18 protein-coding genes are annotated in these 21,083 nt (G+C 43.6%); 8 read left to right on the plus strand and 10 right to left on the minus strand.

Annotation, left to right across the window (positions count from 1 at the left end; genetic code table 11):
* Nucleotides 1-254 precede the first annotated feature (254 nt).
* Nucleotides 255-1,460, plus strand: coding sequence for a TonB-dependent receptor (locus tag ISG33_RS13425; RefSeq protein WP_195734117.1), 1,206 nt, complete (start codon nt 255-257; stop codon nt 1,458-1,460).
* The gene (locus ISG33_RS13430) at nt 1,460-1,885 is read left to right on the plus strand and encodes a hypothetical protein (RefSeq protein WP_195734118.1); all 426 of its coding nucleotides are present in this window, start codon (nt 1,460-1,462) and stop codon (nt 1,883-1,885) included. The genes ISG33_RS13425 and ISG33_RS13430 overlap by 1 nt, the downstream gene beginning before the upstream one ends.
* Nucleotides 1,886-1,930: 45 nt before the next feature.
* Here the strand turns inward: ISG33_RS13430 and ISG33_RS13435 are convergent, their stop codons facing one another.
* The gene (locus ISG33_RS13435) at nt 1,931-4,009 is read right to left on the minus strand and encodes an EAL domain-containing protein (protein WP_195734119.1); all 2,079 of its coding nucleotides are present in this window, start codon (nt 4,007-4,009) and stop codon (nt 1,931-1,933) included.
* 200 nt (nt 4,010-4,209) lie between these two features.
* On the minus strand, nt 4,210-4,692 hold the full coding sequence (gene greB / locus ISG33_RS13440) for a transcription elongation factor GreB (RefSeq protein ID WP_195734120.1): 483 nt from the start codon (nt 4,690-4,692) through the stop codon (nt 4,210-4,212).
* 188 nt (nt 4,693-4,880) lie between these two features.
* Between greB and ISG33_RS13445 the strand changes: the two genes are divergently transcribed.
* Both ISG33_RS13445 and ISG33_RS13450 read left to right on the plus strand, forming a co-directional pair.
* Nucleotides 4,881-7,220, plus strand: coding sequence for a Tex family protein (locus ISG33_RS13445; protein WP_195734121.1), 2,340 nt, complete (start codon nt 4,881-4,883; stop codon nt 7,218-7,220).
* 3 nt (nt 7,221-7,223) lie between these two features.
* Entirely contained in the window at nt 7,224-8,051 is an 828-nt protein-coding gene (locus tag ISG33_RS13450; protein WP_195734122.1) for a YiiX/YebB-like N1pC/P60 family cysteine hydrolase, read from the plus strand.
* On the opposite strand, the gene ISG33_RS13455 is transcribed toward ISG33_RS13450, so the two are convergent.
* From ISG33_RS13455 to bioH, 6 genes are all read right to left on the minus strand, one after another.
* The gene (locus ISG33_RS13455; protein WP_195734123.1) at nt 8,048-9,619 is read right to left on the minus strand and encodes a sensor domain-containing diguanylate cyclase; all 1,572 of its coding nucleotides are present in this window, start codon (nt 9,617-9,619) and stop codon (nt 8,048-8,050) included. The genes ISG33_RS13450 and ISG33_RS13455 overlap by 4 nt on opposite strands.
* Before the next feature lie 18 nt (nt 9,620-9,637).
* Nucleotides 9,638-10,915 carry a porin gene (locus ISG33_RS13460; RefSeq protein ID WP_195734124.1) on the minus strand — a complete coding sequence of 426 codons (1,278 nt, stop codon included), beginning with the start codon at nt 10,913-10,915 and terminating at the stop codon, nt 9,638-9,640.
* Entirely contained in the window at nt 10,896-11,351 is a 456-nt protein-coding gene (locus ISG33_RS13465) for a type 2 periplasmic-binding domain-containing protein (RefSeq protein WP_229333597.1), read from the minus strand. The genes ISG33_RS13460 and ISG33_RS13465 overlap by 20 nt, the downstream gene beginning before the upstream one ends.
* A gap of 203 nt (nt 11,352-11,554) precedes the next feature.
* Complete coding sequence (locus ISG33_RS13470; protein WP_195734125.1) at nt 11,555-12,451, minus strand: putative metalloprotease CJM1_0395 family protein; 897 nt, start codon at nt 12,449-12,451, stop codon at nt 11,555-11,557.
* A gap of 56 nt (nt 12,452-12,507) precedes the next feature.
* Nucleotides 12,508-12,801 carry a flagellar basal body rod C-terminal domain-containing protein gene (locus ISG33_RS13475; RefSeq protein WP_195734126.1) on the minus strand — a complete coding sequence of 98 codons (294 nt, stop codon included), beginning with the start codon at nt 12,799-12,801 and terminating at the stop codon, nt 12,508-12,510.
* Nucleotides 12,802-12,940: 139 nt separating this feature from the next.
* Nucleotides 12,941-13,792: a pimeloyl-ACP methyl ester esterase BioH gene (bioH, locus tag ISG33_RS13480; protein WP_195734127.1), complete on the minus strand. Its 852-nt coding sequence runs from the start codon at nt 13,790-13,792 to the stop codon at nt 12,941-12,943.
* Nucleotides 13,793-13,826: 34 nt separating this feature from the next.
* Here bioH and ISG33_RS13485 point away from each other — a divergent pair, with 34 nt between their 5' ends.
* On the plus strand, nt 13,827-14,585 hold the full coding sequence (locus ISG33_RS13485) for a ComF family protein (RefSeq protein WP_195734128.1): 759 nt from the start codon (nt 13,827-13,829) through the stop codon (nt 14,583-14,585).
* Here ISG33_RS13485 and ISG33_RS13490 read toward each other — a convergent pair.
* Nucleotides 14,578-17,109, minus strand: coding sequence for a M14 family zinc carboxypeptidase (locus tag ISG33_RS13490; RefSeq protein WP_229333623.1), 2,532 nt, complete (start codon nt 17,107-17,109; stop codon nt 14,578-14,580). The two genes, ISG33_RS13485 and ISG33_RS13490, sit on opposite strands and share 8 nt — an antisense overlap.
* A gap of 303 nt (nt 17,110-17,412) precedes the next feature.
* Here ISG33_RS13490 and nfuA point away from each other — a divergent pair, with 303 nt between their 5' ends.
* From nfuA to ISG33_RS13505, 3 genes are all read left to right on the plus strand, one after another.
* On the plus strand, nt 17,413-17,991 hold the full coding sequence (nfuA, locus tag ISG33_RS13495) for a Fe-S biogenesis protein NfuA (protein WP_195734130.1): 579 nt from the start codon (nt 17,413-17,415) through the stop codon (nt 17,989-17,991).
* 99 nt (nt 17,992-18,090) lie between these two features.
* Nucleotides 18,091-18,387: a hypothetical protein gene (locus tag ISG33_RS13500; protein WP_195734131.1), complete on the plus strand. Its 297-nt coding sequence runs from the start codon at nt 18,091-18,093 to the stop codon at nt 18,385-18,387.
* Nucleotides 18,388-18,431: 44 nt separating this feature from the next.
* Nucleotides 18,432-19,541 carry a M28 family metallopeptidase gene (locus ISG33_RS13505; RefSeq protein ID WP_195734132.1) on the plus strand — a complete coding sequence of 370 codons (1,110 nt, stop codon included), beginning with the start codon at nt 18,432-18,434 and terminating at the stop codon, nt 19,539-19,541.
* A gap of 47 nt (nt 19,542-19,588) precedes the next feature.
* Here the strand turns inward: ISG33_RS13505 and ISG33_RS13510 are convergent, their stop codons facing one another.
* Nucleotides 19,589-20,974: an MATE family efflux transporter gene (locus ISG33_RS13510; RefSeq protein WP_195734133.1), complete on the minus strand. Its 1,386-nt coding sequence runs from the start codon at nt 20,972-20,974 to the stop codon at nt 19,589-19,591.
* Between the last annotated feature and the right edge of the window lie 109 nt (nt 20,975-21,083).

A 21,083-nucleotide genomic window follows, 5' to 3' on the forward strand; every position in this document is an offset into this window, starting at 1 on the left:
ATCGAGCTAAGTTTAGCAATGGCTGATTCATTATCACATTACACCAAGAGATACCTACCTGAGTAAGATAATAAAGAAGCATTGAGGCCGGCACGCGACATTAGTGATAAAAAAATATTAGTTATTTTTCAATTAGTAAGAAAGTTTTTGTTGTTTGATCTTTGATTATCACCATAACTTTGTATGTGTTTTAATACGCAAGCCCTAGAACTTTGATTTAAGATTGCGGTCTGGTTTCGTCAATAAAGAGAGCAATGGGTATTCTTCTTAAATCTGCACTTGTTTCAAGTTTGCTCTTTGCCCAACATTCATTTGCACGCGCCAGCGATGAGTTAAGTGAACGCTTCGAATTCAACGGTTTTGCAAGAGTAGTGGCGGGTTACTTAGATGAAAGCTCTGCTACCTTTCAAGACTATGGCAATGACATTGACTTATCGCAGCAATCTCTTATTGCCCTGCAAGGCGAATTCCGCATATCCGATGCTCTTAGTATATCTTCGCAACTACTTGCGCACAGCAGTGCTGAGCGTGATTCAGGTGTGGAATGGCTATACTTAACATATCAGCCAAATAATAACTGGCGGTTTAAATTAGGTAAATTGCGAACGCCTTTCTTCAGATACAGTGACACTATCGACGTCGGTTTCGCTTACCCGTGGATTTCGCCTCCCCAGCAAGTGTATAGCGGCTTTCTGTTTAGTAACTACGAGGGTGTTACAGGTTCGTACTTGTTTTCGTATGGTGGTGTTAACTTTGACCTAGAGGCCTACTATGGCAGGTATGACGGCGAAATTACTCGTGAAGACGAGCGGGTCGACCTCGAAGCCGACGAAATTAAAGGCCTCATTTTTTCCGCTAGCAAAGGCAACTTAACCGCCCGAATTTCTGCAACTCAGTCATCAGATTTTTTTGCAGACGTGCCAGCGTTCACTCAATTTTCGGAAATACTAGAGCGCGCCGGATTCACAGAAAATGCAGAATCCCTGCGCTTTAATGGCAAAGTCACCGGTTATCAGGCAAATATTAATTACGACACCTTAGACTATTTTTTAGCCGCGGAATGGACACGTATTCGCTCAGACCTTCTTGTAGTACCTCAGGTCGACGCCTACTATTTTACCGCAGGCTATAACTTCTACCCATTTCAGATTCATGCAAGCTACTCAACATCCGACACCAACAATATCGTTCCGGTGAACCAAATCCCGCCAGGTGTATCTCCTCAGCTTGACCAAATTTCATTTGTTTACGAACAAATTACAGGTAACTTACCGGAATACGACTTGGACTCTGTGACCTTGGGCGCAAGGTGGGATTTCTTGCACAATATGTCGGCGAAGGCAGAAATAACCGTGCTTGATGGCGAACCCGGTCAACGCTCGTTCTACTCAGAAATTGCCGATCCTAGCTTCGACAGAAAGGCCACACTTTACCAAGTGGCAATCGAGTGGGTGTTCTGATGAACTACCTGACGAAGTTAGCCCTTATCACTCAACTTGCTTTTGTTGGCAGCATTGCTAACGCAAACGCCGTAGATTTAGTTGTTGTCGCCAATATTGACAAAAGCGAGTTTGCCGTCAGCAAACGCGAATTACGTGACCTTTTCATGGGCAATAGTTCTGAATTAGCGCTTACACCAATAGCATTGGATACAAGTTCAGAGGTAAGGAGCGTGTTTAATACCAAAGTGATTGGTTTAACCGAATCGAGAATACAGTCATATTGGGCACAAATGCGTTTTAGTGGCCGCAAAAAGCCACCAAAAGAGCTCAAATCCATCGATGCTGTTTTGGACAAGTTAGTTAACACCGAGAATAGTGTTGCCTATTTACCCGCCGATACAAAGCTGCCCGACGGTTTAGTTGTTGTTTATCGAAGTCAGTAGTTACTTTCTACTGGCCTTTTCGTAGCATGTTAGCCGTAACAAGTATTATTGTTGTTGGTTTTCCACTAGTTTAGGTAATATCGCGTCAAGTGCTTCGGGTTTACCAAAATGATAACCCTGCAGAATATTACAGCCGCCCTCGGCCAAAATAGCGTGCTGCTCAGCAGTTTCTACTCCCTCTGCACACACATCTAGTTTTAATTGTATTGCCATATCGATGATGGTTTGCGTGACCAAACTTCCCTGTTCAGACACACCGATGTGATCAACAAATTGCTTGTCAATTTTTAAGGTATCGATATTGATTTGAGTGAGGTAACTTAAAGATGAATAGCCCGTTCCAAAATCATCTAGGGCGATAGAGCTTCCCATTGCCTTGATGTCTTGAATGGATTCATTTGCACCATCTAAATTATCAAGGTAGGCACTTTCAGTAATTTCAAACTCTAGTTTTCTAGGGTCGACTTTATGCAGTTTTAAAAACCCTCTAATCATGGGTATTAAGCGCGTATTATTCAAATCGTGTACCGACAAATTTAACGCTATTTTAAGCGAATCATTTACCGCAAGAATGTCTTTTGAGTCTATACATACTCTTTCGATTAACCATTCTGTGATTTGTGCAATCTTCCCGCTTTGCTCAGCAATGGGTATAAACTCAGCAGGTGATACAAAACCAAGTTCTTCGCTAAACCATCTGGCGAGTGCTTCATAGCCGATTATTTTACCGTGTATATCAACTTTGGGTTGATAAAACAGCTTAAATTCGCCGTGCGAAATAGCATAGTTAATTGCATTGGCTATCGTCAGTTTACGGCGACTACTCTCTATCATGTCTCGCGAGAATATTGTGAAGCGGTTGCGACCTTCTGATTTAGAGCGATGCATGGCAATATCGGCATTTGCAACCATTGCGGTAACCAAAAAACTGGCTTCGCTTGCGCGAGCAACACCAAGGCTGATGCCTACCTGAACATTCCATTGGTCGATGTCAACAGGCTGCGACAAGGCATGTATAAATCTATTGCAGCTTTCTTTTATGTGAATATCGTCAATCTTGCCGGGGATCATCGCTAAGAACTCGTCACCGCCCAAACGGGCCAGAGTATGCTCTACGCCCATGCTAATTTGAATGCGCTCAGCAATAATGCATAGCAGGCGGTCACCAATTTCGTGTCCGAAAGAATCATTCACATTTTTAAAGCCGTCGAGATCGAAGTACATCAGAATAACATCAGAATCGCTTGCTTTTGCTTTCCTCGCGGCATCATCTAATAGTTTCATAAAATAGTGACGGTTCGGTAAACCAGTAAGCACATCAAAATTGGCCAGTTGTTCTAGCTTTTCTTGTTGCTGCTCAAGTAACGCATTCTTTTCTTTATTCTTTTTTACCTCAAGGTTGATGGCTTGAAGCATTGAATTGAGCCCTTCGGTAACAATTGATATTTCTTTCTTACCGCGAACTTTTGCAATTAACCCATAGTCTTTGCTGTCTTTGATTTTGCGGGTGAATCTAGCAAGCTGCACAAGTGGTCGCAATGCACGATTTTGAACAATAAAAATTATGATCACGTTAATCAATAAAGTAAGAACCACCCATGGAAAAATTGAAAATAGTAGATCCCGTTTACTCTTGCTCAATGGCCCAGACAAATCATTTTCAATAATGAGAAAACCGAGAGAAGCCTGAAAATCACCAATACGTTTCTTTGCTAGGATTTTGTGTTCTGACAAGGTCATACCGAATGGCAAAGGTGCATAAGCTCTACCATCAAAATTTGACAAAGCAAGAAGTTCTTCGGGCGTTTTATTGCTGGTGAGGGCCTTACCAAGATAAGCGCTTATTACCTGGGTATTGTCATCAATTACCAAAGCGAAGCGAACGTTGTCATATTGTTCTAATTGCAAGAGATTGTTCTGAATATCAAATTCATCAGCGTCGTCGACAAAGGGAATTAAATCAATCGCGAGGTTTTCAGATAAACCGTTAAGGTCGTTGCTGGCAGCTTTTTGATAAAGTGTTTCGTATGCGCTTACCGAAAACCACAGGATAAGACCACTTACTATGATGATAGAACTCAGTGCCAAGGTGGCAATTTCAATGCGCAAACTCTTAATTAACATAGATACTCAAACGTTCGCAGCTCAAAGAGTAGGCCTTTACATACTTTGACACCATCAAGTCATTTGTTGCTTGCTTAATTCCTCTGCAAACAAAACATTAGCTATAACAACCGCAAGCATTTTTGCGACTTCTGCATTGTACAATTTTTTAGCTATTAGTGGTATCGGCCGACGCTCGAATTACTCGATGGAAAAGTATACTAGGTTGATTTTTGGTATGTGATTTTGTTGATAAACCACTCTTTTTCGCCTTCTGGTGTTTTCACCGTGACATTGTCGTCTATCTCTTTTTTCAATAATGCACGAGCCATGGGTGAATCGATAGAAATATAGTCTTTTGCATCGCCATAAATTTCCTCTGGCCCGACAATGCGAAAGGCCATTGTTTCGCCTGCCTCATTTTCAATTTCTACATGAGCGCCAAAGAAGACTTTGCCGTCTTGTTGCGGATGATAATCAACGATAGTGAGTTCGGGCAAGAGCTTGCGAAGGAAGCGCACTCGCCGATCAATTTGCCTTAATACCCGTTTGTTGAATGTATAATCGGCGTTTTCTGAGCGATCACCTAGGCTCGCCGCCCAGGTCACTATTTTGGTGATTTCTGGTCGTTTGGTGTGCCACAAGTAATCATGCTCTTGTTTTAGCTTTGTGTAGCCTTCACGGGTGATAAGTTTGGTTTTCACTCACTGCTCTCGATTAAATTAACACTTTGTTTCGACGTATACGAATTGCTTCGCCTTTGCTGCCAGCCAATGTAGTAAGTTCAGTCGCACACATCAACATAAATTTCTTCCCCCCCTTCTTCACAGTGCTATAATCGGCGTTTACAAATATATTTCATTATCCTACAAAATTAACCATAGAGTGTTTCATGATCATCGAGAAAATCGCTTCCGAGCTTCGCGTATCTTCCAAACAAATTCAAGCTGCTGTTAATCTACTAGACGAAGGTGCAAGCGTTCCTTTCATAGCCAGATACAGAAAAGAAGCCACTGAGGGTCTCGACGATATTCAATTACGCAGCCTTGAGCAACGCTTAGGTTATTTACGTGAATTAGAAGACCGCCGTAAAGTTATCCTTAAGTCAATTGACGAGCAAGGTAAACTAGATGAAAGCTTACACGCTAAGATACTCGCTGCCGATAATAAAACGTCGCTTGAAGATTTGTACTTACCCTACAAGCCGCGCCGAAGAACAAAAGGCCAGATTGCCATTGAAGCAGGTTTAGAGCCACTCGCCGACGCACTCTTCAGTGACCCGAGCGCAGAGCCAGAAGTTCTTGCTCAGGATTATATCGACGATGGTGTGAGTGATACCAAAGCCGCATTGGATGGGGCAAAATTCATCCTGATGGAGCGCTTTGCTGAAAATGCAGAATTGCTGCAAAGTGTTCGCCAATATCTCACCAAGCAAGCACATGTAAAAAGTGTTGTTGCTGCAGGCAAAGAAAGCGAAGGTCAAAAGTATAAAGACTATTTTGACTACTCAGAGAAATACTCAAAAATTCCTTCTCACCGTGCTTTAGCCATGTTTCGAGGTCGTAACGAAGGTATCTTGTTAATCAATATCGATGCCGATCCGCAACAGGAAGAAGGTGCTCGTCGCTCACATGGTGAAGATCTTATCGAACAAAACCTTAACTTGCGCCTTAGTGACAGTGCTCGTGACAAATGGCTCAAATCAGTAGTGCAATGGACGTGGAAGATCAAAATTCTATTGCACATGGAAACGGAACTTTTTGCTAGTTTGCGTGAACAAGCCGAAGCCGAAGCAATTAAGGTATTTGCCAAGAACCTGAACGATTTGTTGATGGCCGCCCCTGCTGGCCCGAAAGTCACCATGGGACTCGATCCGGGTATTCGTACTGGCGTGAAATTGGCAATAGTGGATGCCACTGGGAAAGTAATTCATACCACGACTCTGTTCCCGCACGCACCACAGAATCAATGGGATAAATCACAGCGTACTTTAGCGACTCTGTGTAAACAACACAAAGTCGATCTTATTAGTATTGGCAACGGAACAGGCTCACGTGAAACCGACAAACTTGTCGCTGAGATGATGAAAGCCGCCCCCGAGTTAACAGTGCAGCGTATCATTATCAGTGAAGCTGGGGCCTCGGTATATTCAGCCTCTGAGCTTGCTTCTAATGAGTTGCCCGATATGGATGTTTCACTTCGAGGCGCGGTGTCAATTGCACGCAGATTACAAGACCCGCTTGCCGAACTTGTAAAAATTGAACCCAAAGCAATTGGTGTCGGGCAATATCAACATGATGTAAGCCAGAGCCAATTGGGCAAATCACTTGATACCGTTATTGAAGACTGTGTGAATGCTGTGGGCGTTGATCTCAACACAGCTAGCCCGGCTTTACTCTCACATGTATCGGGTTTGAACAAAACACTGGCCAACAACATTGTTTCCTTCCGAGATGCAAATGGCGCATTCACCGACCGCAAAGCATTGAAAAAAGTTGAACGTTTAGGACCAAAGGCATACGAGCAGGCTGCGGGTTTCTTACGTGTCATGAACGGGAAGAACCCCTTAGATGCATCGGCTGTCCATCCCGAAACTTATAAGGTGGTTGATACCATCGCTAATAAAGTCGATGTTGCCGTAAACGACATGATTGGCAACACTGACTTATTGAAAAGCCTCAAGCCAGAAGAGTTCGTCACTGAAGAATTTGGTTTGCCTACGCTAAAAGATATTATAAAAGAGCTCGACAAACCAGGTCGTGACCCACGCCCAGAGTTTAAAACTGCAAGCTTTAAAGAAGGGGTCGAAAGTATTCAAGATCTCAGTGAAGGTATGATATTGGAAGGAGTGGTAAGCAACGTCGCTAACTTTGGTGCCTTTATTGATATTGGCGTGCATCAAGACGGGCTAGTGCATATCTCGGCGATGACCAACACCTTTATCAGCGACCCGCGCGAAGTTGTAAAAACAGGTGAAGTTGTAAAAGTTAAAGTCATGGAAGTAGACGTAGCGCGTAAACGTATTTCCCTGAGCATGCGAATGGACGATAGCCCTCAAGCGAGTAATACCAGCAACAAGAGCAAGGAAAAATCGCCTGGTGCTAGAAAGCAATCTAACAGGGGTGGAGGCTCAAATACGAACAAGAACAGTAGTTCTTCTAATAAGAAAAGCTTTGGTAACGTTGCTATGGGTAATGCTTTTGCCGACGCATTTGCAAAAGCTAAGAAGTAAAACATGAGCAAGAATAAGCCTTCTCAAAGCGTCGCATCAGTCGATAATAGTGATGCTAAAGAGGGCTTGTTTTCTTCGCTAGGGGCAAAACTAGCCGAGTTCTTGAGCAAGCCACGCCCTCATTATCAAACATTTTCTACGCTTTCTAAAAAACAACTTAGTGACAACCTTCAAGCTGGTGATCTTGTGCTAGTAGAAGGAAACAGTCGCATCAGTACTGCAATAAAGTATTTAACTCAGTCTACATGGTCGCATGTAGCTATTTTTATTGGTGAAGGGCGTTTAGATGCAGATGGCACACCAATCGACCCGCTAATAGAGGCAGATCTCGTTGAAGGCGTGATCGCGGCACCTATTGATAAATATGATGGCTATAATTTACGTATTTGTCGACCAGTGGCACTTACTGAGGAAGATAGCGAGAGCCTTGTACAGTTTGTGTTAGCAAGGCTAGGCAGCCAATACGACACCAAGAATATTTTCGACCTTGTGCGTTACTTGTTACCTGCACCGCCTGTGCCAGAGCGTTATCGCCGTCGCCTACTAACGCTTGGCAGTGGGGATCCGACCAAGGCAATTTGCTCTACCTTGGTATCACAAGCTTTTCAATCAATTGCTTACCCAATATTACCGCTGCAAGCAGCCGATATTGACGCTAATGCCGATGACCTACAGGGAAGTATTAGGGAAAAGAATACTTACTTTCATGCTCGACACTACAGTCATTTTACGCCTCGAGACTTTGACCTTTCGCCCTACTTTAAAGTGGTCAAACCGACACTGCATGCAGGCTTTAATTACAAAAATATTAAGTGGGTTGAAAAAAGCTAAAAATCGACAATCGTGTAACGTTTAGCCTTCTGCTTTTTAGTTTCATACATAAGGTCATCGGCCTTTGAAATGAGCATATCTAAAGAAGCTTCTTGCTCAGCTCGCAACACAATAACGCCCACGCTAGCGCCTACTTGGACACTTAACTCGCTATTAACCTCAATTTCGGTTGATATTTTTTCAATTAATTCTTCGGTAAATATGGGCAGAAATTCCGCATCTTTAAAGGCTAATCCCACAACAAATTCATCACCACCCCAACGAGCAATTACCGACTCGTACTTATGCGACAACTCTTGAACCTGACGACTAATGTTTTGCAACACTAGATCACCTGTATCATGGCCGTGGGTGTCATTGATCGGCTTGAATTTATCGAGATCGATCATCATTAAGGCAAACAACTGCTTCTCATTATGCTGCTTAAGCAAAAGTTCATTGAGCTTTTGCGCACCAGAGCGCCTATTTAATAAGCCTGTAAGTGAATCATGGTCGGCCTCATAACGCGCCTTGGCCTCTTGCTTCTTGCGGTCGGTAACATCGTATACTATTACTTCAACCAACTGCTCAGATTCGGCTCGAGTATTGAGCCGCGTGTCTTGGATAGAAGAAAATAAACAATGTAGATAGCGCTTCTCAGTGCCATTTAATAAAACTAGGTCGATATTTACTTGAGAAACACCGCTACTCGCTGACAGCAAGCTAATTTGTTTTTTCACCAATTTAGGCGACTCAAACAGATTCGCAAAGTTTAGCCCTTCAACATCACTCCCAAACAAGCTCTGAAATGCGGGGTTGGCAATACTGATTTTGCCCTGACTATCAAGCAGCCCTATGCCGGCAGTGGCCTGTTCAAATAACAGTCTGAAGCGTTTTTGTAATTCTTCAGTAGCTTCCCTGAGTTCACGCTCGGATAAAAACTGAATCTTCAGTGCGCTTATCAGTGAATTCGTTTTTTGCGAAAGCGCCATAATTTCATCATTGTGCTTGTAGCCAGTATTGATGGGTGTAATTGCTTCGGGCTTATCAGTATCAATTAGGCTCACGGCGTCGGCGAGCGCTTTCAGAGGGTAGGTTAACTTCATTCTCACATATAGGCCTACGGCTACCGCAATAATGAAACTCAAGCCCATCAGCAAATAAGCATTCTCTAGGCTAGCGCTGGAAGCTTGTAACTCGATAAACTCAACGTTAGGTAATACTTCCAATAGTCCAATAATATCATCCTCAATGAAGGGATTGCGTATCACTGCTTCAATTTTCTGACGGCTGGCTTTGCTCTCGCCAGCGCTGATAGTAAGTTCTTCGCTAGATATAGTGATGGATGCACTGGCAATGAGATCGTTAGCGGTGAGACCATCAACAACTTCCTGAGCCAATTCCGTATCGATCAAGTAGGCCGCAATGCCTGCGGTATTCACCGCTGACGTAGCTAGTTGAGTAGTAAGTTCTTGGTATTGTTGGGTAGCGGCTTTAAGCTGATAATAGTAGTTGAAACTAGCAAATACCGTAGATATCGCTAGGGATAACAGAAAAATAACCAAGCTGATGCGCACCGACAATTTCATATGAATGCGGCTCTAATGTTAAAAGGTGGTGGTGAAGTTAAGGCTAAATACATTGTAACTCAGCTTTTCAGCAGGCGTTAGCAAGCCTTCTTGAACCGAAAAGAAACCACTGCCAAATTCTCCGATATCAAAATGATCCACTTGTGCTTTTACTGCCCAAGCGTCACTGAAGTCCCACTTGATGCCTACGCTTATTGAATTCTGATCAATTGACCCGCCGCGTATCGCCTCATTTGCGCCTGCGGAGATCGCAACCAACTGCTGAAAGGCAAAGTCAGGCAACACCGCTTGCGCGTTAGCATAGTCGATAATCTCGGGTTGCATTTGGCGATCATAAAAAGCCGCAGTAATAAACGGTGTGAATCTTTTTATAGGGTAAGCGAGACTAACATAGCCCGACTTAGCGCTAGCGGCGAGTGCCCATTCTCCTTCATAATCCGAATATTCTGCGATAAGGTCAAAAGAGTCGAAGCTGTATTGTCCGCCGACCGAAACATAGGTGATGCGCTTGCCATCTGGAATCAGATTATTTTTTAGCTCTAGAGCAAAGGGAACAAAAATAGCTGGCACCAACTGATCTAAGTTTCGGATACCGTCAAGATCGGGACTATCAAAATTATCCATCACGGCAGTCAAATAGGCCATGTGAAAACGCCACTCTGTTGACTGAAATTCGATATTTAGTGAACTTAACTCGGTATAATCGACAGTCACTTCACCGCCATTCAGTGTATCGTTGAAAGAGCTTTGGCCGTAAGCACCAGAGAACTTTATCGCGCCCCAGTCTACATCCATGGTGTAACTAGCGTGCAAACCATCCATATTACCTAAGGAGCCAGCGGCAGAATACATCTCAAGTGGCGGTCGCACCCTGTTAAGTAAGTGACCAACATAGCGATAATCGGTGAATAAATAGCTATTAGTACTAAACCTGCCTATTTTAAATGCCCAGTTCCGGTTTGCCTGGAAGCGAACAAAAGCCAGTTCAACAAAGTTAGTCAGACTAGTGTTGTCTCTGTCTTGCAAAATGATCTGACCTACTGCGTCAAACTTATCATTGAAGCGGTAGTTTGACTGCAAGCCAACCAAGGTATCGGGTATAAGTGACAGGTCTTCCCGCCCATTGTTCAGTAGTGAGCTTCTATACGCAAGTTGCTCAGAATCAGAATAAGTTACCCCAAGGTTTGCAAAACCATTGAAAGAATACTCGGCTGAAGCTGCTTTTGAGAACCCAAGGCTAAGGCTCAGAAGCGCACACAAAAGAGAGGCTGTTGTTTTAGTCGAACTGATAAACAATTTTCATCTCCTCAGTCACGTTTGCCGCATTAATATAGGCAATAGCACTCGGGTTTTGCTGAAGCTCCTGTTGGATTTCAGCTACCGATGTCGCTTTATTGGGTCGGGTGGCTCGTCCTGAGAAAAGTAATCGTGACCAATACGCGTCAATTTTACGTTCACTTTTGCCTACCAAAAGCTGATAAAATGCTTTGCGTTGATTACTTCCTTTAAAATAGTCGATAGGTGTTGCAGTGCTGCCGTTAGGGAAGTTTTTGAAGCGCCCCATGTAAATGTCAATGAGTTCTTTTTTGGATAAAGCTTCTGTAGAGCTTGTGCCGTGAACAACGACAACAAGTTGGTCGCTTTTGTCAGTCATGTAGGCTTTAGCTGCCATCGCTGGGCTCGCTATTATTACAGTCGCCAGCAAGCCTAACGCTACACCTAGTGTTAGCATTAAGTGGATAAATCTGTTGTACCCTGCACCAGCAAACTGTTTTATGCTCAGCTCCAAAAAGTCGAAAATAGTGAGATTGATATTATAAGGTTTTCGACAAAAATATCTTTAACTTAAGGTGTCGCTTTCACTACATGAGTATATTTTTGCTCGGAATTGACATTTAACTTTGTGTGATGGCGCAAAGATACTAGACAAAGGTTTTAGGCAAAGATATTAAGCTCTAGTGCTTGATTGGAATACAGATTTGCGTTTTGTTGATAAAGTTTTGAAATTGTCTCGCTCGCCTTTAGCGTTTTTTCACTGAGCTCTAAACTCACTTTGCTAGGACCAGCATCAGCCGGCGCTGAGCTACTTCCTTTGACTTCGTTCACTGTAGCGCTCTCACCAGTACTTTGGTCAGCAGCTTCATTCGGATTGCCATTCTGTTTATCCAACTTTTCTTCGGCTATGTCAGCTCTGGCTGCTTGTTCTTTCTGTGCAGCCTGAGCGGCTACTTTGTAGTCTTGAGCTGAAGGCTCAGCGGGGGCTAAGGCAGCAGCTTGTACTTGTTGCATTTTGCGAACAGTTTGTTCGGCGGTCTTCTCTTCAGATATATCAATCGATACTTCTCCGCCAACCGCGTAACGTTTTCCATCGGGTCCAGTCTCGTACTCATAGCTTGGTGCGCCAGCGTATTGCCCACCGGTTGCTGCATGTGCTTGCTCATGCAGTCTCACCTCGGTATCACGCTCTTTCAGCTCTTTTATCTGCTTTTCTTCGCTTTGCCGCTGTTGCTTTTCTTGCTCCGATTCGGCATTTTCACGCCCAGCACTTTGATCGCTGCCGTTGTCTTTATTCGCGTCACCAGCATTTTGATTAATTAGGGCTTGGTTAACACTAGGGCGATCATAGGTGGGGTTTTGTAATAGATTGGCGAGGTTGTTCGCTTGGTTGTTGCGGTCAGCTTCTGAACCCAAGCCTTTTTCGGCAGCACTCTTTTCGCCCTGAGTCACAGATGGGATGGCTTCACGAAGCACATTGTCTCGACGTGCAGAATCAGTTCCTACATTACTCGTAGGAAATCCAAAACTGTTAGGTATCGGCGTTACAATGTTCATTTGCTGTTTGGTGTGCCCTTGTTAATTACTACCCTAATTTGAAATAAAAGCTTTGCTTAGGCAAAGGTGTCGATGATAGTACCAAGCATTTCGTCTGCTGCCTTTATCACCTTGGCAGAGGCTTCAGCTTGATTGCTACCAGAAATTATCTCGACCGCACTGGTATTTAAGTTCGGTGCAAGCCTATTGCTCTCGCCACCCGCATTTTGTTGCGCGGCGTTTTGTTGTCTAGTATTCGAAGAGGCAATATCTAGGGATGCTTGCTGAACTTGCTCAGCCCCCTGATTGAAACCTTGAACACCGGCGTATAGAGCGCTCGATATAGTCGACCCACCTACTGCATTTGTCATCTAGTTTGCCTTTATAATAATTACTTTTTCCCGTATCCCACGTATCGGCCTATGCTAAAGAAACTTTAGCTTTTTTTTGAATATTTTTGCTCTTTCACTTAACTAACTGAAATCAATAGACTAAACAGAGAATTAAAGGCTAGTGTGGGTGCTTGCTTGTAACTTGCTTAATGAAGGGCAATAAATGTTCTGCAAATACATCTGGATTGGTAAGAAAGGGGGCGTGCGAGGCATGTTTAAATATAACCGATTCACTTTCTGGCTGCAGACTCTGAATTAAGTGGATAACGGAGTGCGGAACAAGGCTGTCGAGTCGACCATAAAGGCGTAAGGTGGGCACACTAATGTTAGCTATTTGCTCACACAAATCAGCTTGCTGAAGAATATGTAAACCCGCAGCAAGGGCACTTGGATCTGGAGCAGGGCGCTGCTCTATGGCTGCAGATATTTCCTTCACTAGGGCTTTAGCATTAGCAACCCCCATCATTTGAATGGCTAAAAATCGTGACAGTGTTTTATGATGATTCAAGCTTAATTGCTCGACAAAAGTCTGGAGTACTTCTGGTTTAATTCCTGGCCATTCTCGCTGGGAACTCGACCCCATCTGAAATTTTGGCGTAGAGGCTATGGTTATTAAAGCCTTAACTTTAGTGTTTTGATCAACCGCAAGTTTTTGCGCAATTAAGCCTCCTAAAGACCACCCTATCAATATTGAATTTGCTTTTAGTTGATCAGCAATTGCACTTGCCATGCTTGAAAGTTGCCAATCCGAGGCACTCGCCCCAGCATGAGGACGTTGTTTGTTATTGTGACCATGCCCCGGAAGATCAATACATGAAAAAGTAAATGCTATCGGTAATGACAGCCCAGCCAATTGACTTTCCAAACTTGCAATAAGCTTAGTAAAGACCCCAGAGTTCATTCCCCATCCATGCAAGAAAACAAGGTTGAAAACCGGTCGCTCAGACAGCTGTTGTGGTGAAGTCACCATGCTAATGTTTAACTCAAAATCGACAAGGAAAATAATGCGAACATTATATGATGCCTTACGGCGCACCACTAGCGTAATTGAAAATTGTTTCGCCGCTGTTGCTCAAAAAAACGAGCTTGGCTTTCATCGCAACTGCTGCATGTGTCTACAAAGTAGCCGCAACATTGTATGCGGATATTGCTTTCACTTTATATGCCGATTCGAAAACTCAAACTGCTCAACAGCAACAAATCTGTTAGAGGAAGCCGAATTTGTTAAGCATCTTGAAACTCCGCATTACGATTATCTTTATGCGACGGGACCATATCAATGGCCACTAGATATGTTGGTGCAAGATCTAAAGTTTCATAGGAAGGCCTATTGCGCGAAAGCACTTGCGTCTTTATTTCACCATAGCGTTCTGCAGCATTCACCTTTTGAAGACGAGCATCGCCCTGAGGTATTAGTGCCTATCCCACTATCCAACAAACGTCACCGTGAACGAGGCTATAACCAAGCACAGCTTTTATGCAACGCATTGAGCAAGCTGAGTAAAATACCCAATGCCGCTTTGCTAAAAAGAACAAAACACACCCAGGCACAAAGCGAGTTAGATCGCGCTCAACGCCAAGACAACATTAAGCAAGCTTTTGTATATGTATCAGATAAACCTTACAAACATATAGCACTTGTTGATGATGTAATTACCACTGGCGCGACAATAAACGAAGCCTGTTTAGCCCTACTCAAGGTTCTACCCGAGCTAAGGATAACTGTATGGTGCATGGGCTTGACCATCATGAAGCCTAGTTAATTAATGGCGACATATATAAGCTATTCGACATTAATTTGTTGGTGCCATCCCAGTAACCTCTAAAATGAATATTATCAACAAAGCCAATTACTGCTCCACGCCCAATTGGCTTCACTACAATCGCGCTAGTTTGTGAAATCATTGTTTGTAATTCATCGGCCGTGTAACCCGCCACCAATGGCTCCTTTAAATAGGTGGCGACTTCGTTGAAAGGGTTGTCGCTTTGCTTCACTATCATGTTGCTGGTTTTGAATAAAGGTAAGGTATCACGTTCAAAACCAAACATGAGCGGATGTGTTAGGTCAACGTTAGCACGATAGACTGAGCCAGCTATGAGCTTCTTAGCGGCCAATGCGCTTTTGTCACCATAGGCAAGACCCTTAGTAGAAAAAGCGTCGTCAATGTCGCTGCGATCGACTACTTCGTTATCAATCCATTCTTGCTTACTGAACCATCGTAGCGCTGATTTTTGACCAATCAACACACCACCTTTTTGCAACCAAGATTTGATACTTTCAGCGGTTTTTTCATTAATAGAAGAGTAGCTGCCCGAGGCAAAAATTAGATGAGTATAGTCAGATATATCGCGACCATTTAGATCTGATAAATCAAGCAAGGTAGCGGGCAAGCCCAGACGAGTATCAAGATAATGCCAAATTTCGCCTACTTCATATTGAGATGTTCCCTTACCACCAATAAGCAGAACCTTAGGTAGGTTAACAGGGGCAAAACGACGACTCCCTAAATCGATGCCTTTTGAGGTGAGACCAGAGTCGATATTATAAAGTGCTAAGTTCAACTGCTTCGCTTTCGTACTCAATATGTCTAGCAAGTTGTCTGGTTGCTCAAGAGCCGCTGGTATAACTATGGCACCTTTGGAAAAGTCGCGCTCAACCTTGCCACTGTTGGTAGCAACTGTCGCAGTGAAGTCGCCTCCTGCAACTCGCACTTGTACTTTATTAGTGAGCAAGTGCTGCAACAAACGCGGAGCTTCATAATCATGCCACTCAAAAGCATAGGCGTAGGCATTGTCTATCAACACAGTGCTAGCTTCGTTCCTTTCGTAGGATGCGCTTGTAGACAGCTTTCGAGCCTGCGAACGAGTTACACTTGCATACTGAAAATTAAAAGCGAGTGGCAAATTCCAATTCGACACATCATAAAAAGTATTGTCAGCAAAACGCTGTCGTTCTGAAAATAACGAACGAATCAAACGATACTGAGCCTGCTTTACGGGTACATACAAGGCATTGTTCGCAGCTAAGTTTAGTTTGTCAATTGTCGTGTTTTTGTCGATAAGCTTGAAGTCTATTTCATGACTTTTCAATATGCTCATTACTCGCTCAAAGCGACTCTCATCAAGATTCCCTTGGATCACGAAACCTTCAATGTCATCGTCTTTCATCAACTTTTGAGTGTCATTATAAAATTGCTTTTGATAAGCCAAAATTGCATTTTTGTTGGCCATGGCACCGGCAAAGGTAGAAAACGAGGTTGTTACTTGGTTCTGAATAGTGTCTGGGAAACTCAATACACCATTTATTGAGTCTTGAAGATGACCGCGACTACTGGCTTGTTCAAACAAAATTCCGATGCTGCCGTGAGCATCCGGATAAGTTGAACCCTTGCCATAATAAAAATCATCAAAGCTTTCATGGGTAAAATAAAGCTCTTTGTTATCGTCTAAGGCCTGAGCGTGGAAGTCGCCTAAGGCGGCGGTTAAGGTAACGTTAGTGTCCGGCGTCCACGGGTTTTTTCTCGATGAAATTCCCGGTTGAAAAAAGTAGGTGCTGTCGGTGCCCATTTCGTGAAAATCAGTAAGAATATGTGGGCGCCAATCATGAAACTCTCGAATTCTAGCTTGGCTTTCAGGATGGGTTAACAACAACCAATCACGATTCAAATCAAACCAGTAATGATTGGTTCTTCCCGATGGCCAATGTTCTCTATGTTCGCGATGTAGCTTGTCACTGACTAAAGTCTTACCTTTGTGAGAATTAGCCCACTGTGCAAAACGTGATAATCCGTCAGGATTTAGAGATGGGTCGATAAGTACTACGTTCTCACTTAACAGCTTGTTGGTCTCTGGGCTATTAGATGCAGCTAAGTGATACACAACTAACAAAGAAGCGTTGGAACCGGAGGGCTCATTCCCGTGTACGCTATATCCCATATTAATGATAAGTGGTGCAGACTGTGGCGCCGAGACGCCGTTCGCAATGCGGTCAAGATGCTGCTTTTTTATCTCATCGATATTGGTTAAGTTTTCAGGGCTACTAATCGTTAACAGCAACAAGGGACGATGCTCGTGAGTGCGGCCAATTTCTTTAATCGATACGCGGTCGGAAGCCTCCGCAACAGCATACATGTAGGCAACGAGTTGGTCGTGACGCACATGCCAAGTGCCGACCGGATAACCTAGCACTTCCTCGGGTAATGGAATTGATTGATTGTAGTTCTGACCCTGAGGGAGATAACTTAAATCAGTTAACTCACCAGCTTTTACACTTAGGCTTAGTAGCATTGTTAATGCTAGAAAAAGAAACACTCTTACTCGACCAAAAAAGCCGCAACGATTCAACATACTGTGTCCTATAGTCATTATTTTTATACTTCATGCTTGTTGCCCGCGATTAATTTAAGGCCTAGCAACAATTTTCCCTATATCCTAGGCGAAATCCAACTATAAACAAAACTTGGAAGGAAATATTTTCATGTTTTGCGTAAAATCATTAATACCCGACTGTTTTACTCAGGTAATTTTGCTATTATACACAAAATAGACGGGGACAACCCTCGCTCCATTACATTCTTTAAAGGGTTCAAAATGATCACAATATCTGAAAATGCACAGAGCCATTTTGGTAAATTACTTGCTCAGCAAGGTGAAGGCACGAATATTCGTGTGTTTGTAGTCAACCCCGGCACCTCAACGGCAGAGTGCGGAGTGTCGTATTGCCCGCCTGATGCAGTAGAAGACACTGACATTACGCTACCATTTAATGGCTTCAATGCCGTGGTAGATCAGGAAAGCGCACCCTACTTAGAAGAAGCAGAAATTGACTTTGTTACTGACCAAATGGGTTCACAGCTCACGCTAAAAGCACCAAACGCTAAAGCGAAAAAGTTAGCAGACGATGCGAGCTTGGTTGAAAGAATTAACTATATGATTGAAACCGACGTGAATCCTGGTCTTGCAAGCCACGGCGGTAAAGTGATGTTAGTTGAAGTTACCGAAGACGGAACGGCTGTGCTACAATTCGGTGGAGGGTGTAACGGTTGTTCGATGGTAGACGTTACTCTCAAAGACGGTATTGAGAAGCAGATGCTAGCGCAGTTTGAAGGTGAAATTACCGCTGTAAAAGACGCGACGGAACACGAAGCTGGCGAACATTCTTACTACTAATTTTTCTAACTGGGGCGCACTCAGCATTATTCTCATGCGTGAAAATGGTAGCTGTAGCGCTCTACGTTGTAGACACTCGTCTAGCAAGGCAGTAATAACATGAGCACGTTAATTGATAAAATAACCACCGATCCTATTCGCCATTGGCAACGCTTTATAAAAGGCTTTGCTATTTTTATGGTCGGCGTCGCACTATGGTATTCAGAACTAGCTTTATATTATATTGGTATTGATAGTTTAGGCCTCAGTGAGTCTTTTATGGGGAGTTACGGCAACAGCGCTAAAATAATCGCGCTGGTGTTTATTTTGATCGGTAGCCTAATGTCAATTTACGGTTACTTACAAATTCTTGTGTGCCGTTTACTCCCGGCCAAAGTGGCAAAACAAAATAGCTAAGCACGCACTGCACATTTTTAACTTAGTAACACATTTAGGTCGCTATGAAATTCACAACAAAACTTCGTCGCCGCGCACTAAAAAGCGGCGCAGTACTCCTTTTTTCTAGTCTTATTTTATCTTGCACTCAACAGCCAAATGTCCAGACCAAGAAAGAAACTTATACAGCTTGGCAGGACTTTTTATCCTTAGCGGACTTCATCGAAGATAAAGGCGATAGAACAGCAGGAACTGAGCTTGAAGCTGAAACCGCCAATTGGATAGCCCAACAATGGGAATCTTTAGGTTACGAAGTGAAGCGGTTACCTTTTGAGTTCAACTTGCAAGGCGAACGCCTTAGTTCTCAAAACTTATCTATTGATATTCCTGGAAAATCAAGCGAGTTACTGATAGTTGGCGCTCACTATGATTCAGTTGGCACAAATACCGGTTCAAAAGGCTTAATTGACAACGGTTCAGGCGTAGCCGCACTTATTTCACTCGCCAGACTACTAAAAGATGAATCACTGCCCTATACCACTCGCTTAATTGTATTTGGCGCTGAAGAGCGCGGATTAATTGGCTCAAAGGCGTATGTGAATCGTGATGACATTGATTTAAAAAACATACGCGGCATGATTAACCTCGATACTATTATCGGCGGTGATAAACTGTACGTACACAGTGCTCACTCCACTCCCTACAAATGCGAGGCGATAAAAGAACTTAACTACAATAGTGCATCGGTGTTGCGCGAGGGCATTCGTGCGGCCTCTATGCAAAGCTTTCCTGATTCACCCCATCTTCTGCATGCCGCTTTCGAAGCTTATCCGGAAGGAGAAACCGGACCTTGGTCTGATCATTCCCCCTTCGCTTGCGCTGGGGTTGAAATTGCCTATATTGAAGCGACCAACTTCAACATAAATGGTAAAGATGGCAACGACGGCTACTCTCAGGCCGCCGACAAAGCATATTGGGATTGCTTTGATGAAGAAAACCTTACCAGCTGTGATCGCCCTAATGAAAAAGCATGGGGCCAAATATGGCACACAAAATTCGACCAACGCGCAGCGCTATTCCCTGTTATGAAAGATAAATTGCAAGCTCAACAAGAGCAAAACGTTGAAACCTTAGGCGTGTTTCTAAAGGATGCTGCGGGTTTTATGAGCCGTTAGTGACTTACATTTCATCACCCAAGAATCCAAAGCATGGCTTGCGGTCTTTAGTCATTAATAATAGCGCGGCGCCGCAGTAGTATTACAAACCAAAGGCCGAGGATAATGCCTCGGCAGGCTAGAAAGCTAAGTAAAGCCAGCCACAAACCAACATTTTCCATATCAGCGATAAACCACCACACTGCAAAGAATCCGAATATTGCACTAATGATCATACTGTCGCGCATCGCTCTGCCCTGCGTTAAGCCAACAAATACACCATCCATGAGAAAGCACCAATGTGCGATTACTGGCAATAAAATCATTAGGCCCAAATAACTAATGGCCGAGTCTCGCAGTGCCTGCTGGTCGGTCAAGATATTAATGATCCCTTCCCCAAACAACCAAAAAGTCAGGCTATACAACAGGGCAAAAGTGCTTGACCATAACAAGCCAAACTTGAGTTCTCGAATTAATTTCTTATGCGCTTTTGCCCCTTTATGCTCCCCAACTAAGGCCTCAGTGGCATTGGCAACGCCATCAAGCCCAAGTGCAATCAAGGCAAAAAACTGCATTAGTATGGCGTTCGTAGCAGCGGTTTGCGCGCCAAATCCGGCACCCGTGAAGGTGAGAAATGCTAGGGTAAATTGCAGCGCCAAATTACGAAATAAAATATGCGTATTCAAATTTAACAATGGCAGTAGTGCGCGCAGTGTTAACCATTCTTGAATACCGCGCATTAAGGCCGTTAAGGTGTTGTTATGCTCGTGCTGTGTGTCGGTGTTTTTGTCGAGAATTTGCTTTGCAGTAAGTAACGACAACGCAAGTAGAGAATACTCAGCAACGAGAGTGGCGGCAGCAACACCTTTAATCCCCCAATGAAAGACAAAGACAAAAAGCATACTCAACACAATGTTGATCACATTCACCGCAACTTGAAGCCCCAGTATTTGCTTGGTTTTTTGTTGCCCTATTAACCAACCGACTAAAGCGAGATTAGCCAAGGCAGCTGGCGCTCCCCACACTCTTACTGTGAAATATTCTCTGGTACTTTGTGCAAAGCCACTGCTATTGTCGGCACTCTGCACAAAAAATAATCCTGCTTGCAAGATTGGTTTTTGCAGCAATACAAACAGCACACCTATTACCAAGCCTATTGCAAGCGCTTGCACTAAGAGCTTGAGCTGTTGCTCACTGCTTTGGCTTTTTGATTGCGCACTCAGCCCAGTGACCGACATTTTTAAAAAGCCACAAATCCAATAGAGCTGGGTAAGAATAAGAGTAGCGATTGATGCCCCCGCCAAATAGTAGCTGTGTTCCATATGCCCTAATATTGCCGTATCGACCAAACCTAGCAAAGGCGTGGTAATGTTTGCGAGAATTAAAGGGAAGGCTAACAACAAGAGTTTGAAGGGGCTATCTTGTGTCGCGTTATTCGTTAGTTTGGCTTGCACATGGGCTCTCTATTTTTTCTCTGCGTTAGCAATATCGCCCTAGAACGCTATCATATTGGCAGTTACTTTGTTTACGGTGATATGGTAACTTTTGCGCTGATTGTCGTTC

The organism is Marinibium conchae, assembly GCF_015595035.1.
Taxonomy (GTDB): domain Bacteria; phylum Pseudomonadota; class Gammaproteobacteria; order Enterobacterales; family Alteromonadaceae; genus Glaciecola.

Coding starts and splice junctions, on each gene's coding strand:
- ISG33_RS13425 (WP_195734117.1), top strand. CDS start 255: ATGGGTATTCTTCTTAAATCTGCACTTGTTTCAAGTTTGCTCTTTGCC.
- ISG33_RS13430 (WP_195734118.1), top strand. CDS start 1,460: ATGAACTACCTGACGAAGTTAGCCCTTATCACTCAACTTGCTTTTGTT.
- ISG33_RS13435 (WP_195734119.1), bottom strand. CDS start 4,009: ATGTTAATTAAGAGTTTGCGCATTGAAATTGCCACCTTGGCACTGAGT.
- ISG33_RS13445 (WP_195734121.1), top strand. CDS start 4,881: ATGATCATCGAGAAAATCGCTTCCGAGCTTCGCGTATCTTCCAAACAA.
- ISG33_RS13450 (WP_195734122.1), top strand. CDS start 7,224: ATGAGCAAGAATAAGCCTTCTCAAAGCGTCGCATCAGTCGATAATAGT.
- ISG33_RS13455 (WP_195734123.1), bottom strand. CDS start 9,619: ATGAAATTGTCGGTGCGCATCAGCTTGGTTATTTTTCTGTTATCCCTA.
- ISG33_RS13465 (WP_229333597.1), bottom strand. CDS start 11,351: ATGCTAACACTAGGTGTAGCGTTAGGCTTGCTGGCGACTGTAATAATA.
- ISG33_RS13470 (WP_195734125.1), bottom strand. CDS start 12,451: ATGAACATTGTAACGCCGATACCTAACAGTTTTGGATTTCCTACGAGT.
- ISG33_RS13475 (WP_195734126.1), bottom strand. CDS start 12,801: ATGACAAATGCAGTAGGTGGGTCGACTATATCGAGCGCTCTATACGCC.
- bioH (WP_195734127.1), bottom strand. CDS start 13,792: ATGGTGACTTCACCACAACAGCTGTCTGAGCGACCGGTTTTCAACCTT.
- ISG33_RS13485 (WP_195734128.1), top strand. CDS start 13,827: ATGCGAACATTATATGATGCCTTACGGCGCACCACTAGCGTAATTGAA.
- ISG33_RS13490 (WP_229333623.1), bottom strand. CDS start 17,109: ATGCTACTAAGCCTAAGTGTAAAAGCTGGTGAGTTAACTGATTTAAGT.
- nfuA (WP_195734130.1), top strand. CDS start 17,413: ATGATCACAATATCTGAAAATGCACAGAGCCATTTTGGTAAATTACTT.
- ISG33_RS13500 (WP_195734131.1), top strand. CDS start 18,091: ATGAGCACGTTAATTGATAAAATAACCACCGATCCTATTCGCCATTGG.
- ISG33_RS13505 (WP_195734132.1), top strand. CDS start 18,432: ATGAAATTCACAACAAAACTTCGTCGCCGCGCACTAAAAAGCGGCGCA.